The sequence below is a fragment of the Streptomyces sp. NPDC020681 genome (assembly GCF_044334895.1).
Taxonomy (GTDB): Bacteria; Actinomycetota; Actinomycetes; order Streptomycetales; family Streptomycetaceae; genus Streptomyces.
In genome coordinates this window covers 1-13,161 of the sequence record NZ_JBIRTX010000035.1, presented here as the reverse complement: position 1 = coordinate 13,161, position 13,161 = coordinate 1, and the positions used below count along the sequence as shown (strand labels likewise).

The 13,161-nt window shown below is 67.4% G+C and carries 15 protein-coding genes and 1 pseudogene; 14 read left to right on the top strand and 2 right to left on the bottom strand.

Translation table 11 applies throughout. The annotated features are described in order from the left end of the window. The first annotated feature begins 244 nt into the window (after nucleotides 1-244). From ACH4YL_RS38535 to ACH4YL_RS38470, 14 genes and pseudogenes are all read left to right on the top strand, one after another. Nucleotides 245-853 (top strand): hypothetical protein, encoded by a 609-nt coding sequence (locus ACH4YL_RS38535; RefSeq protein WP_398512193.1) that lies wholly within the window; start codon nucleotides 245-247, stop codon nucleotides 851-853. Nucleotides 854-1,022: 169 nt separating this feature from the next. Beyond that, nucleotides 1,023-2,255, top strand: coding sequence for a helix-turn-helix transcriptional regulator (locus tag ACH4YL_RS38530; protein ID WP_398512192.1), 1,233 nt, complete (start codon nucleotides 1,023-1,025; stop codon nucleotides 2,253-2,255). A 363-nt stretch (nucleotides 2,256-2,618) separates the two neighbouring features. Then, nucleotides 2,619-3,251, top strand: coding sequence for an ATP-binding protein (locus tag ACH4YL_RS38525; protein WP_398512216.1), 633 nt, complete (start codon nucleotides 2,619-2,621; stop codon nucleotides 3,249-3,251). Beyond that, nucleotides 3,163-3,432: pseudogene (locus ACH4YL_RS38520) on the top strand (DUF6415 family natural product biosynthesis protein); the annotation flags it as partial. The gene ACH4YL_RS38525 and the pseudogene ACH4YL_RS38520, both read left to right, overlap by 89 nt. A 231-nt stretch (nucleotides 3,433-3,663) precedes the next feature. Beyond that, nucleotides 3,664-4,131, top strand: coding sequence for a hypothetical protein (locus ACH4YL_RS38515; RefSeq protein WP_398512218.1), 468 nt, complete (start codon nucleotides 3,664-3,666; stop codon nucleotides 4,129-4,131). Between the two features lie 109 nt (nucleotides 4,132-4,240). Continuing rightward, complete coding sequence (locus ACH4YL_RS38510; RefSeq protein ID WP_398512191.1) at nucleotides 4,241-5,668, top strand: ATP-binding protein; 1,428 nt, start codon at nucleotides 4,241-4,243, stop codon at nucleotides 5,666-5,668. 47 nt (nucleotides 5,669-5,715) lie between these two features. Beyond that, the gene (locus tag ACH4YL_RS38505; protein ID WP_398512190.1) at nucleotides 5,716-6,174 is read left to right on the top strand and encodes a roadblock/LC7 domain-containing protein; all 459 of its coding nucleotides are present in this window, start codon (nucleotides 5,716-5,718) and stop codon (nucleotides 6,172-6,174) included. A gap of 1 nt (nucleotide 6,175) precedes the next feature. Next, entirely contained in the window at nucleotides 6,176-6,544 is a 369-nt protein-coding gene (locus ACH4YL_RS38500) for a DUF742 domain-containing protein (protein ID WP_398512189.1), read from the top strand. Beyond that, on the top strand, nucleotides 6,522-7,154 hold the full coding sequence (locus ACH4YL_RS38495; RefSeq protein ID WP_398512188.1) for a GTP-binding protein: 633 nt from the start codon (nucleotides 6,522-6,524) through the stop codon (nucleotides 7,152-7,154). The genes ACH4YL_RS38500 and ACH4YL_RS38495 overlap by 23 nt, the downstream gene beginning before the upstream one ends. Continuing rightward, complete coding sequence (locus ACH4YL_RS38490; RefSeq protein WP_398512187.1) at nucleotides 7,151-7,687, top strand: GAF domain-containing protein; 537 nt, start codon at nucleotides 7,151-7,153, stop codon at nucleotides 7,685-7,687. The genes ACH4YL_RS38495 and ACH4YL_RS38490 overlap by 4 nt, the downstream gene beginning before the upstream one ends. Before the next feature lie 56 nt (nucleotides 7,688-7,743). Further along, a complete protein-coding gene (locus ACH4YL_RS38485) occupies nucleotides 7,744-8,952 on the top strand; it encodes an acyl-CoA dehydrogenase family protein (protein ID WP_398512186.1) in 1,209 nt (402 codons plus the stop codon). 130 nt (nucleotides 8,953-9,082) lie between these two features. Beyond that, nucleotides 9,083-9,283, top strand: a complete 201-nt coding sequence (locus ACH4YL_RS38480) for a DUF5999 family protein (RefSeq protein WP_398512185.1) — start codon at nucleotides 9,083-9,085, stop codon at nucleotides 9,281-9,283. A gap of 107 nt (nucleotides 9,284-9,390) precedes the next feature. Beyond that, the gene (locus ACH4YL_RS38475; RefSeq protein WP_398512184.1) at nucleotides 9,391-10,644 is read left to right on the top strand and encodes a cytochrome P450; all 1,254 of its coding nucleotides are present in this window, start codon (nucleotides 9,391-9,393) and stop codon (nucleotides 10,642-10,644) included. A 225-nt stretch (nucleotides 10,645-10,869) separates the two neighbouring features. Further along, on the top strand, nucleotides 10,870-11,448 hold the full coding sequence (locus tag ACH4YL_RS38470) for a hypothetical protein (protein ID WP_398512183.1): 579 nt from the start codon (nucleotides 10,870-10,872) through the stop codon (nucleotides 11,446-11,448). Here the strand turns inward: ACH4YL_RS38470 and ACH4YL_RS38465 are convergent. Beyond that, on the bottom strand, nucleotides 11,346-12,140 hold the full coding sequence (locus ACH4YL_RS38465) for an IS5 family transposase (RefSeq protein ID WP_398512215.1): 795 nt from the start codon (nucleotides 12,138-12,140) through the stop codon (nucleotides 11,346-11,348). The genes ACH4YL_RS38470 and ACH4YL_RS38465 overlap by 103 nt on opposite strands. 271 nt (nucleotides 12,141-12,411) lie before the next feature. Then, on the bottom strand, nucleotides 12,412-12,915 hold the full coding sequence (locus ACH4YL_RS38460) for a GNAT family N-acetyltransferase (protein WP_073492597.1): 504 nt from the start codon (nucleotides 12,913-12,915) through the stop codon (nucleotides 12,412-12,414). Nucleotides 12,916-13,161 lie beyond the last annotated feature (246 nt).

The window sequence follows — 13,161 nt, the reverse complement described above, 5'->3', positions numbered from 1 at the left end:
GAGGTCCAGCGCAGCGACTAGTCCGTCGCCGCCGCTGGTTGAGGAGCAGATGCCGAGGTCGGGCGCCGATGAGGTCGAGTGAGATCAGATACGGTCCGGCAGACAGTGACCAAATAGGGGAGGGGTGCAGGTCGTGAGGGTGGGACGGCGAAGATTTGTTGCTGCGGGTGTTGCGGTGGCTTTGGGCGGGACATTGCTCAGTGGGTGCGGGTCGGCGGGCTTCCTCGGAGGCGGGAATGAGGCATTGTCCTTCCGCTACGTGGGCGACTCCGGTATGGACGAGACGATCAATCAGGCGCTCGAGATCACCAATGTCGCTCGAGGGTCGGTCGTCCCGGTCCTGTCCTTCGAGGCGCTCGACGACAGCCACCAGGTGCTGCCGCAGGTCAAGGTGAGCACGGTCTACGGAAGCGACCGTGGCACTCTGGTCGCGCCTCCCGGGATGAGCTATGACATCCTGCGGTTTTCCGGGCCTCGTGAGCACGACGTGGCGGATGTCCGTGTGACGGTGAAAAGTACGGCCGTCGCCCGGATCCCCGCCGGGATCCACGAGGTGACGACACAGGCGCTGGACAGCCAGGGCCGCGAGATCGAGCGCTTCGAGCGCTTCGCGGCAGTCCGGGTCACCAACGAGGATGGCCAGCCGGTGTCCGTGCGGATCGCATACATTCTCTGGGACCAGCCGCCCGCGGGCGTCACCCAACAGGCCGTGGAGGTCACGCCGGTCGGCGGCCTGACGGTGATACCGCCCCACGGCACTGCCGTAGTGAAGGTGACGGGGGAAGCGGCCGCTGCCGTGGCACGCAATTCCAACGGCCCCGCGGTGAGCATCAAGGCATACAACTCGCAGTAGCTCCGAAGGCTTGCCGTGCCCTCCGAAATCCGCCGCTGCACAGCTGGGGTAGGCGCGGACTCGAACTTCCGGAGGAGTGCGCGGTCTTGGACTTGTCAACCCTGCGGCGGGTATGTGGTTCGGGGTCGTATGTGCCAGGCGTACCGTGGTCCCAGGGGTAGGTGAGCCAATGCCAACGGAGCTTGCGAAGAACGTTAAGAAGTACCGTCGAGTGAGTGGCCAGAGCCAAGAGGAACTAGCCGAGTCGGCTGGCGTGGCGGTCCAGACGGTCCGCAAGGTTGAACAGGGTGGCGAGGTCCGTACGGACACGCTTCACGCCATCGCGCGGGGGCTCGGTGTCCAGACTTCCGCGTTGTTTGCCACGGACACGCCGACTCCTGTCATGGGCGACGACGCAAGCCGACGGAACCTCGCTGAACTGCGAAGGGCGCTCATGCCGCCCATTGGGCTGGCCGAGAGCCTGACAGACGTCGCCGCCGCTGGAGACCTCGCGGCGCTTCAAACGGCCATTGACGACGGGCACGCTCTGTACCACGCAGACCGGTACAGCTCTGTGGCAAAGATCCTGCCCAGCCTTCTCCGTACGGCAGAGGGCACGGTGCTTGCGCTGGAGGGGGAAGACAAGCAACGGGCAATGATCGTCCGTGGCCGAGCCCTCCTCCTTACAGGCAAGTACCTCACGCAGGTGAGGCAATACGATCTTGCCTACTATGCGCTCGCCGAGAGCATCCGCCTCGCCCGAGAATCAGGGCAGACGCTCAGCGGGGCTACGGGAGTCGTCGGCATGTGCTGGCTACTCCTTCGCCAGGATCGGTTCGACGAGAGTGAGCACCTTGCCGCCTCCACGGCGTCCACGATGGAACCACGCATGTCGGATTCGAGCCCTGGTCATCTGGCCGTGTGGGGTGAGCTGTCACTACGGGTCGCGTCTGCAGCTGTGCGGAACAACCGTCCCGACGTAGCCCGAGAGGCCCGGAGGATGGCGAACACCGCAGCGAGCGCATTGGACGCTGAGCACGTCGACTTCAAGAGTCATTGGACGACGTTCGGCCCGGTTACGGCGGAGCTGAAGGCCGTGGAAGACTTGTCGATCATCGGTGACGCGCGGGGAGTGCTCCGCCGAGCAGACGACGGGCTGTTGAGTCAGAAGGCCGTGCGGAATTTCGGTAAGCCGAGCGCCAACAATTGGGACCGTCACCGGTTGGATGTAGCCAAAGCACACGTTGCGCTCGGCTCGCATCAGGACGGCATGGCGGAGCTGAATCTACTCAAGCGCTCCTCGGGTGAGTGGCTGAAGCATCAGGCTATGGCCCGGTATGTCATGGCTGACATCCTCAACTCCCGCAAGCGGACGCTGACGCAAGAGATGCGCGATATGGCGTCCTACCTGGGAGTTGTCTAGGAACTACCACGCAGCGTAGTAGTTCGCTAACGCCTCGCATTGAACTACCACGCTTCTTACCTGGTGTGACATTCCATCAGAGATCTACGGTCAGTGTGTCCCAACCGAGAGTTGAAATTCCGGGGGCGCAGCGACCATGGAAGACCCAGCAACGAATATTGCCGGCCACTTAGCGATCGACGACGGGAAGTTCGCGGCACTCATAGACTCCTTCCATCTGGGCAATTGCGTTGGGACGCGTCAGCGTCCCGAGCAGATCCCCAACGCTGGCATGAGGTTCCGCGTTCCCGTTCGTTGCGTAATGTCGACTGCCCTCCAGCGTTCAACCAGTTCCACTGTCCTCCCAGTTACTCTCCGCCGGTGATGGCGGTGAAGCACCTGTCGACCGGTGGGGTGCCGGCTCCCATCGACAGCGTGCGGCCTGTGGTCAGCATGCAGACCGAGTTCCCAGCGGAGCTCGCCGCGATCCCGGAGGCTCGCCATCGGCTCCTCGACCAACTTGTGGACTGGGGACTGGCGCCGGTCGTGGACGAGGCTGTCCTGGCTGCTGACGAGCTACTGACGAATGCAGTCCTTCACGGCTGTTCCGGCGCGGACGATGTGGTGTCGATGACGGCACAGTGCACACAGCGCGGGCTGCTCATCGCCATCGTGGACGGCTCGCCATGCCGACCCCGGCCGAGAAGCGCCGAAGACGACGATGAGTCCGGTCGCGGCCTGGAGCTCGTCGACTTCCTTGCCGACCGGTGGGGTGTGGACCCGTTTCCCGATGGTCCGGCAAGAGGGTCTGGTTCGCCCTGGACCTGCCCGGCGAGGGGACGCCGGTCTCGTGAGGCTCATTGGGCGCCTGGTTGGCGCTGTGCGCAAGAGCGGGAGAAGCGGTCCCGTCGGTTCGGGACGGCAGGCGGTGCGGGCCGCAGCGGAGACCGTCGCGCTCGTCCTCGACGACATATCACCGCTCCCGGACACACAGCAAGACGTCGAAGATCTGGCTAAGCGGTTGCGTGGCCACATCATGCAGCTCACGGTGCCCCTGCCCCGGGCCAGCGGCCGTGAAGTGACAGCAGGCGTACGGCAGTTGGTAGACCGCGCCCGCAGGATGGGGCAGCAGGGGACCCCGCGCGGCTATATGCCCTCTCGCGTCTACCTGGTGCAGCTGGCGGAAGTCACTCGGGCCCTCTTGGCGTGTTCCGCCCTCGATAGCGGCAGCCCGGACGCCGAGCCGGCCTCGACTGTGCAGTCCGGGGGTTCGCATCCCTCCGCTGACGACCCGCGCAGCATCAGCACGCCAGTCGCCGCGTCCCGTGCGCTGAGACGCGGAGGCCTCGGACCGGACCGCCGCACTGATTCTGCGTCTGCCGCCACCCCGTTGCCCCCGACGGTGAAGACCGTCCCCACCGGAGTACTGATGACCCTCCCATCGAGCACCTACCAGCGCTGGCGGCCCTCCCTCCCTGAGGTGCGCCATCCGATGGTGTTGCCGCCCCACTACGACGTTGTACGGACGGGCATGGGGCTCGGATTGCCCGCGATCGAAGCGCTGCGGGAGCAGAACGATGCGGTCGGCCCGATCTTGTGCTGCCTCGCTCACCGCGTCCTGCTCATTCCCGTCGAGGCGGGCACCGCCAATGCCTGGCGTGCGCCGCACTCGCTGTGTCGTCCCGGAGCGCAGTGGCAGTGCGCCGACCTCGAGTACCGCAGCTTCACTTCGTGCAATGGGCGGTTCTGGATTTTCGATACGTGGGACTCGCCACCGACCACCGCCGCCGCACTGCTGCACCACGTCCTGAGCCTGACGCGTTCTCGGAAGCGGTCGAAGCCAGCCCTTGCCCGGACGTGCGCTGAGCGCCGGGTTCTTGAGGTGACCCATGCCTGACTACCTCTCTCACATCCGTGCGCCCCGTCGGCGTCGCCGTGCCGCGCACGCCGGGCAGCATCTCCGTCTCCCTCCCGCCGTCACCTCCAGCACGGTAACGGGAACTGCAGTGAGCGGCGCATGGCTTCTCGACAGCCTCGACCTGCTGCCCACACCCGTTGCTGTTGCTGTCGCCGCCGCGGCGGCAGGCCCGGTCGTGTGGTGGACGGCTCTGCGTGCCCGCAGCGCCCGCCAGGCCGTCGAACACGTGAGCCGGGATCTTGCCGAGCGTGACCGCGCTTTCGCGACTCTGGACAGACTGGCTGAGGCAGTCGAGACGGGCAGGAAGCACGTTGACTGGGCCGTGTCGGAGGTCGAGCGGGGCAAGGTGTACCCCGGACAAGACGCGCCGAGCGTGCCTGAGCGCACCGGTGACGTGTGCGTCGATGTGGTTGCGGCTCTGGAGGTTGCTCAGACCGAGGCCTGGCAGGCAGTTCTGCATGGTGTCGCTCACCAGCACGGGCTGCTTGATTCAGAGGCCGAGCTGGCGGACATCTTCCGCTCCATTGCCCCGCGTCTGCAGACCCTCATCAACCGGACCATGACCGTGATCGGCGAGGTGGAGAGGAACGTCGAGGACCCGGACCTGCTGCGTGACTGGTTCCGCGTCGACCACCTGGTGACCCAGATTCGTCGCGCGGTCGAGAGCCTGGCGGTTCTGGGAGGCAGCACTCCGGCTCGTGACGCCGAACCAGTCCTGGTCTACAAAGCGCTGCGCCGGGCCGTGGCAGAGATCCCTGACTTTCCCCGGGTGCGCCTGGCGCCACAGACGAAAGTCGTCGCGCTGCCGGGCTACGTGACCCCGAACGTCGTGCACTTGCTGGCCGAGCTGATGGAAAACGCCACGAGGTTCTCCTCCACCAAGGTTGAGGTGCACACCCACCACGTCCCCGGCGGGATGGCTATCGAGCTGCTCGACCGCGGAACGGGAATGTCGGAGCCGAAACGCACCGCCTTGAACCAGCTGCTGGCCGACCCTGAATCCGCGGACCCGCGAGGACGGCTCAAGGAAGGCCACCTCGGGTTGCTGGTCGCCGCCAAGCTCGCGAAGCGGCACAAGATCGGCATCCAGCTAAGACCGAACGTCCTGGGTGGCACGCAGGCGATCGTCTATCTCCCCGACGATCTGCTCGTCACGCCGAGCGAACCGCCGGCCATCCGCATCAACGTCCCGCCACCGACGCGACGGGACGCCATCTCCCCCCACCTCAGCGGCCCCTCGCCGGCCGAAGCGGGCCCGGTGCCCGTTGCGTCCGAGCTGCCCCGGCGTATCCCGCCTGCGGAGCCCACGGCCCACTCCCAGCCGGCCACTCACCACGAAGCGGACCCCGCGGCCCCGGCCGGTGGCAGACCGCCGTTGCCGCGCCGCAGTGACACGCAGCCCGGAAGCCAGCCATCGCCGAACCTGCCCGCGCAACAGGGCCCCTCCGGTCATCCCACCAGCACCTTCTTCGCCCAGTTCAACGCCGGGACCAAGTCAGCGCCGCCTGCCGACTGACGTCCACCCGCATTTTCCGAATCCCAGATACGAAGCAGGAGAGTTTCATGGAGACCAACCACGCGGTCGGCGACGCCCGCACCGCCGAGGGCACGCTGGACGGGCTGCTGGCTCAACTCATGGACCGGATTCCCGGCACGGTCCAGGTGCTACTGGCCTCCGGCGACGGACTGAAACTGGCTCACACCGACAAGGACATCAATACGGCGGACGCGATGGCCGCCGTCATGTCGGGCCTCAACTCACTCGGCGGGGCCACGTTCAAAGGCCTGCCCGGAGGAGTCCGGCAAGTCGTCGTCGAACACGACGCGGGGGCCTTGTTCGTGATGAGTGCCGACGCGGGTGCGACCGATCCCCGCGTAGTCGGCACCGTCCTGGGCGTCGTGGCGTCACCCACAGCCGACCTGGGCGCAGTCGGCTTCGAGATGACCCGGCTGATCACGGGCCTCGATGAGCACCTGATCGTGCAGGCCCGGACCAACAACTTCGCCGGGCAGGGGAAGTGAGGTGGCGGTGGCCAGCGGAGATGCCTGGACCGACAGCGCCTTAGGCGATGTACGTCCGTACGCCATCACCGGAGGCCGCACCCGCCCCAAATACACACTGCAGCTGACGTCCCGCATGAGCGCGAGGCCCGCCGCCAGCCCCGCCGAGATGGACCTAGAGATCGAAGCGCTCCTGGGGATGTGCAGCAGCGAGCCGCGCTCCGTCGCCGAGATCGCCGCTCGGATGATCCAGCCCGTACAGGTCACCAAGATTCTGATCTGCGATCTCCTCGACCTCGGGGCTCTGACCATGAACGACGCCGCAGTAAACGCCGGTAGCGACGAGCAGATTCTGGAGGCAGTCCTTCATGGTCTACGAACCCTGCCCTGAACCTCCGCCCGCTCGGGGCGGCCACCCGCCGGCGGCCGAGCTGAAGATCGTGATTGCGGGCGGCTTCGGCGTCGGCAAGACCACGCTCGTCGGCGCCCTCAGCGAGATCGAACCGCTGCTGACTGAGGAACTGCTCACCGTCGCCAGCGAAGGCACCGACGACCTAGAAGGGATACGGAACAAGACCACGACCACCGTGGCCATGGACTTCGGCAGGATCACCTTCACAAGCCCGCGCCCGATGGTGCTCTTCTTGTTCGGCACTCCCGGACAGCAGCGGTTCTGGTTCACCTGGAACGACCTCTCCCAGGGGGCCATCGGTGCCGTGATCCTCGCTGACACCCGGCGACTTGAGGACTCCTTCACCGCCGTCGCCTATTTCGAGCAGCGCAAGACGCCGTTCGTGGTCGCGGTCAACGAGTTCGACGACGCCTACCAGTATTCGTGCGATGAGGTCCGTCAGGCGCTTGAGCTGCCGGAAGACGTCCCCGTGCTGACGTGCGACGCCCGGGACCGCCAATCCGCTAAGGACGTGGTCATCGCTCTGGTCAGCCACAGCCTGGCCGCCATCCGTTCCCGCCCCAGCCCGAGTCTCGGAGCCCACGCATGACCATTCTCACCGGTCGCTCGCACACCTCACTGACGCAACGCGAGCACGAGCACCGCACCGCGGTGCAGTACGCCCTCGGCCTCACGGCCCCCGATCCCGAACTCGATGCGTTCGCCACTCGACTCGCGCAGGCAGCCGGCGTCCCCTACGCCATGGTCAAGATCTTCACCTCTGTGCAGCATTTCGTCGGACTGCACGCCCCCGAGAGCGGCGAGCTGCCGCCCGTGGGACGCAGCATGTCGCTCGACGACGGGTTCTGCCCCGATGTCGTCGACCGCGGGAAAGCGCTCGTGCTCCCCGATGTCTTCGCCTCCCCTCAGTTCGCGGGCAATCGGGTGGTCGACGGGCTGAACATCCGCACCTACGCCGGCGCACCGCTGATCTACGACGGGGCCGTGCTGGGCACCGTGTGTTTCGTCGGCCCTCAGGAGCAGGCCCAGAGCACCGGTCAGGCCTCGCTCGTGCTCATCAAGGAGCACCGGGACCAGGTCATGGACTTCCTCCAGCAGCGCGCCGGCTACCGGCCGCGCTAGGCGAACAGCGCACCGCTGGACACCGAAGTCACCGAAAAGGGAGGGGAGCCCACACGATGTCCGACCCGTATCTGACACCGCAGCACGAGGAACTCCGCCAGCAGGTGCGCGCCTTCGCCGAATCCGAAGTCGCCCCCCGCGTAGCGCAGATGGAGAAGGACCGCGCCGTCGAACAGGAGCTGGCGTCGATGATCGCCGCCAAAGGGTGGATCGGCGCCACGATCGATCCCGCCTACGGCGGGATGGGCGCTGGCCACCTCGCCAAGACAATCATCGTCGAGGAACTCTCCCGCGTCTGCGCCGCGATGGGCGCCATGGCGCAGGCCTCCCAGCTCGGCGTCGCCAAGGTCCTCCACTACGGCAACAAGCAACAGCGGAACACATGGCTGCCGCGGTTCGCGGCCGGCACGTGCCTGCCCACCATCGCGGTCACCGAGCACGAATGCGGCAGCCACGTCCTCGGCATGCAGACCACTGCCCGCCGAGACGGCGACACCTACGTCCTCAACGGCCGCAAGGCCTACGTCGGCAACAGTCACATCGGTCACCTGCACGGGGTCGTCGCCCGCACCGGGCCCGGATCGAAAGGCCTGACCGCGTTCCTCGTCGAATCCGACCGGCCCGGACTCTCCCTCGGACCACACCAGGAAGCGCTCGGCCTGCACGGATTCAGCTTCGGCGAACTGCACTTCGACGACTGCCGCATCCCGGCCGGCAACCGTCTGGGCAGGGAAGGCGCCGGGCTCAAGGTGGCCTACTCCTCCAGCGTCCTGTACGGCCGGCCGAACCTGACCGCGGTCGCCCTCGGCATCCTCCAGGCGATCCACGACGAGACCACCCGGTTCACGATCGAGCGCCACCGCTACGGCAAGCCCCTGCACGCCTTGGCCAACATCAAGCTGAAAGTCGGGCAGATCCGGTCGCGGCTGATGACTTCGCGACTCACCGCCTACCACGCCGCCTACCTCCTGGACGCTGGCAAGACCCCCTACGCCGAGCTGATGAACGCGAAGCTCACCAGCGTCGAGTCGGCACTCGACTCGGCCCGCGCCGCCATGGAGATCCACGCGGCGGCCGGACTGCGCACCGACCGGCCCATGGAGCGGTATCTGCGCGACGCGTTCCACCTGTACGCCCCGGCCGGCACCTCAGACATCCAGCTACTGCGATTGGGCGACGTTGCCCTCGGCCTGGACAAAGGCCAGTGGTCGCAGCCCTTGGCCCTCACGGCGAGCGCCGAGCACGCCGAGGCCGCTGTGCCCTGACCACCTCCCCGCGAGGGGCCCTGCAGACCCCCTCTTCGGCGTTCTCGAGCCGTTCCCCCGCAGCTTCGTGGAGCGCCGGAGAGGGCCCCCATCCACATCGAGATGAGCACCTGCGAGAGGAAGATCGCACATGTGTGGGCATGATCCCCGCTGTCCAAAGGCTGAGGCGCCAGATCGCGAAGCCGCCACGCTCGTCGCGGGCCACACCGTTCAAGGCTGGTCGTTGCTCTGCAACGGCGTCCTGGCCTTCGAGGACACCGGTGAACTCCTTCCGGACGGCCGAATCGTCGCCCCACATCGGCCTCTCCCGGATCTGATGGTGACCGCGTGAAAGTCCTGCACGACTCCGGATCCGACTCCGCCGGCCCGACGGACGGACGGCCGTCGAGCGCTGATCAAAGCCCGCGGACTCCTGCCTCTCTCGTCCTGGGGATCCCGATGCTGACCGTTGCTCCCAGCAGCTCTGCCGACCTGTTCGCCAACCACAGCTACACCGATACGAACGTGCTGTACTGCCGCCTGCGCCGTCTGGGACCCGTGGTGCGCCTCCAATGCCACGACGCGTGGGCTGTCCCGAGGCTTGCGGATGTCCGCGCCGTCCTCAATGACCGGGTGAACTTCGTTCGGGAGGCGCCCCTCGTCATGCCGACCGCGGACGCCGGCACGCGCGCCGCTCGCCGCAAGGTCAACAAAGCCCTCGCGCGCCACCAGGGCCCACGCCCCACGTTTACCCTCGGCAGCGACCTCGCCGCCCGGGCAGACGCCATCGTCTCCGAGCACGCTCCGGCGGGGGAGTTCGACGCCGCTGAGCTCGTCCGTGCCTTTGTCACCGACACCGCGCTGCGTCTCCTGGGAGTCTCAGCAGACTTGCGCCGAGACCTGAGCCGGACCCCAGGAGTCTTCGACTGTTTCGGCACCGATGCCGAACGCCGCCGACAGGCCTTGAAGGCGGGTGCAGAGACTCTGGGCCTGCTGCAGCGTGCCATCACCCACGACAAGATCACGCCCCAGTCGTGGCTCGACGTCGCCTTCAACTCCGCCGCTGCAGCCGGGCTCGACGAGAGCGAGGCGATCCCTCTTGCTTTCGCCCATGCCGCCGCGGGACTGGATGCCACCATCTACGGGATCACGGCAGCCATCGACCAGTTCGCCCGGAACCCCCTCCAATGGGACCTCCTGCGGGACAACCCTGGCCTGGCCGCCGGTGCGTTCCACGAGGCCGTTCGCGTGTCCAGCCCGATCCATCACGTCACACGAGTGACGTCCCGGCCGACCTCTATCGACGGCACCCGCCTGGAAGAAGGAGAGCGGCTTTGGCTGCTCATCCGCTCTGCTGGGCTGGACCGGGCCGCCTGGGGCCCGTACGCCGAGCGCTTCAACATCTGCCGGCCCGACGTCGCACAACATCTGGCCCTTGGCACCCGCATCCGCTCCAAGGCAGGGCGCCACATCGCAACCTCTCAGGCAGAGGCATTCCTCAAAGCCCTCGCCGTCCAGTGCCGTGAAATCCGCCCGGCCGGCGAACCGCATCCCCTCCGCAGCACCACCCTGCTGGGCTGGTCCCACATGCCGCTGGCCGTCACCGCCTGCACACCCCGTCCTCGTCCTCGCCCGCCCCTGAACGGTGAGCGGCCCGACCGTGAGCATTCGCCGCTGGAGGAATCATGCGCGCCCAACCCAGGCATCTGCTGATGATCACCCGCCGCGTGACCGGGCTCGTTCACCGGACAACTACCCCTAAGCGAGAGGAGCGTGATGCCCCGCCCGTTGAGAGATATGGCCAGACGCTCGGGAGACGTGAGAAGCCGTATCTCAACCGAACGTGATCCGTTGATTTCTGCTGGTCAGGCATGGTGTAGCTCGGAATGAGAGAGGCATCCGGCGTCTTGTTTCCGCTCCGTGAGCGAGGGGTGCGCGATGGCGTCGGTGCTGGGAATGCTGGAGGAGCGGGAGACAGCGGCCCGTGTGCGGGTGGAAAGGCTACGGGAGGAAGTCGCCCGGTTGGCTGAGGTGTTGGAGGCCGCCGAGATCGAGCTGGACCGGCGGGTGATCGCGCGGGAAGAGCTGGTCGAGGCCCTGGCAGCCTCGGCTGCCGAGACCACCGCCGGGACCGAGGCCGAGGAGAAAGCGGTGCTGTCGCTCGCGCCGGTGCCGGGCTCGACGGTGCCGCCCTGGCGGGAAGGGCTGCCGGTGACGGTTCTGGCGCCGGACTATCAGCGCATTCTGGGTGTGCTGGAACAGCAGCCATCCACGGGTCACGGACCGCTTCGGGCCAAGGAGATCGCGGTGGGGCTGGGCCTTGACGCGACGGCCGGCGAAGGTCGAGGGGCTGCGGTCGAAAGCCCGGCGCCTGGCGGAGCGCGGGTGGCTCCTCCTGGAGGCGTCGGGGGCGTTCAGTGCCGGCCGGCGGACCGTGGCCGTCCCAGACGCCGGCTCATCCGCGTGACCATCGACCACCGGATCATCGCCTCGCTGGTGGCGGGCAGGGTCTCGTAGTCCCGGGCCAGACGGCGGGAGTTCATCAACCACGCGAACGTGCGCTCTGCCACCCACCGCCTCGGCAGCACCACGAACCCTGCCATGTCGTCGGTGCGCTTGACGATCTCCAAGGTCAGGGCGAGTTTGCCCCGGCACCAGCCGACGAGGGAGCCGGTGTAGCCGCCGTCGGCCCACACGAGGGTGATGTCGCGGTGCAGACGGCGCAGCCGCATCAGCAGGCCCGCCGCGGCGTCCCGGTCGCCGATGTTCGCAGCCGTGACCGCGACGGCCAGGAGCAGGCCGAGGGTGTCGGTCACGATGTGCCGCTTGCGGCCCGGCACCTTCTTCCCGCCGTCGTAGCCGCGTGAGGCGGCCGGCACCGTCGCGGCGGCCCGCACCGACTGCGCGTCGATGATCCCCGCAGTGGGCTCGGCCTCGCGGCCCTCGCGCTCACGGACCGTCCCGCGCAGCCGGTCGTGGAACTCGGCGATCAGCCCGTGCTCGCGCCAGCGGCGGAAGAAGGCGTAGACCCGGGCCCATGCGGGGAAGTCCGCGGGCATCGCCCGCCACGAGATCCCGCCCGCGACCAGGTAGCGGATCGCGTCCAACAGCTGCCGGTGGCAGTAGCCCTCGGGCCGTCCACCCCGCCCCTGGAACCAGGCCGGCACCGGCAGCAACGGCCGGACGGCCGCCCACTCCGCGTCCGTCATGTCCGACGGATACCGGCGCACCCGGTCCGGATGGTCGGCCGCGTTGCCGTACACGTGCGCGAGGCAATCGCACGACACGGCGGGCGAGTTGAAGTCAACGTGCTCGGGCACGTACAACAAAGACAACAGGGCCTCCGGGAACCACTCGGAATGGGATCGCACCCCCGAGCTACCAGGAGGCCCTGCTTTCACGCGCGGAAACCGCCGCAGTCACCCGATCAAGACTCCCGTTCGATCGACAGCCTTCGAGATCGGTACGGGCAACAACCACTTACGTGTCCGGATGCTCCGGCAGGGCGAGCCAGTCCGACCAGGAGATCTCGCGGCCGAGGAAGCGCGGCTGCTCGAACGGCCAGTCGGCGGCGATCCACTGCGGCACCAGCGCGTCGAGGGCCTGCTCGACCTTGCTGCCCACCAGCTCGTCCACCACCCACCAGGAGATCTCGCCGTCCGCGCCGGCCCTCTCCGGTGGGTCGATGTAGACACAGCCGAGCAGAGCTGTCTCCGCTGCGTCGAACAGCGCGTAGTTGAAGGACTGGTGTGCGGCGATCTCCTTCTCGTGCCGCAACAGGTCGGCCTGGTCGGCCTCGTAGGTCATGGTGGCCGCGGGCCAGCCCCAGGCCGGGCCGAAGATGGTCCACAGCCGCTCGCGCGAACCCATCACAGCCGGATAGTCGAGCGGGGTGTCCGCCTCCCGGATCGGCCGCAGGTGATGACCACCGCCCGGCAGCGGTACCAGGACGGGGTGGACGAAGTCATCGGGAAGCCAGCTCATGGCGCCCGACCGTAGCAGCGCGCGGCCGTCCGCTCCCCTGGATTTTCCCCGTATACCGCCAGGCCCTGCTCTCATGCCGGGCAGGGCCCGCGATCACCCGATCGAGACTCCCGTTCGATCGACAGACTCCATGATCGGTATGGCAACGGCTTCTTAGCTTGGCGTTTAACGTTGGTGAGCTTGATGTTCCTTGATCGACTCGGCGCGTTTGACCGTCTTGCCGACGTCGTGACGCGTGGCCCGGTG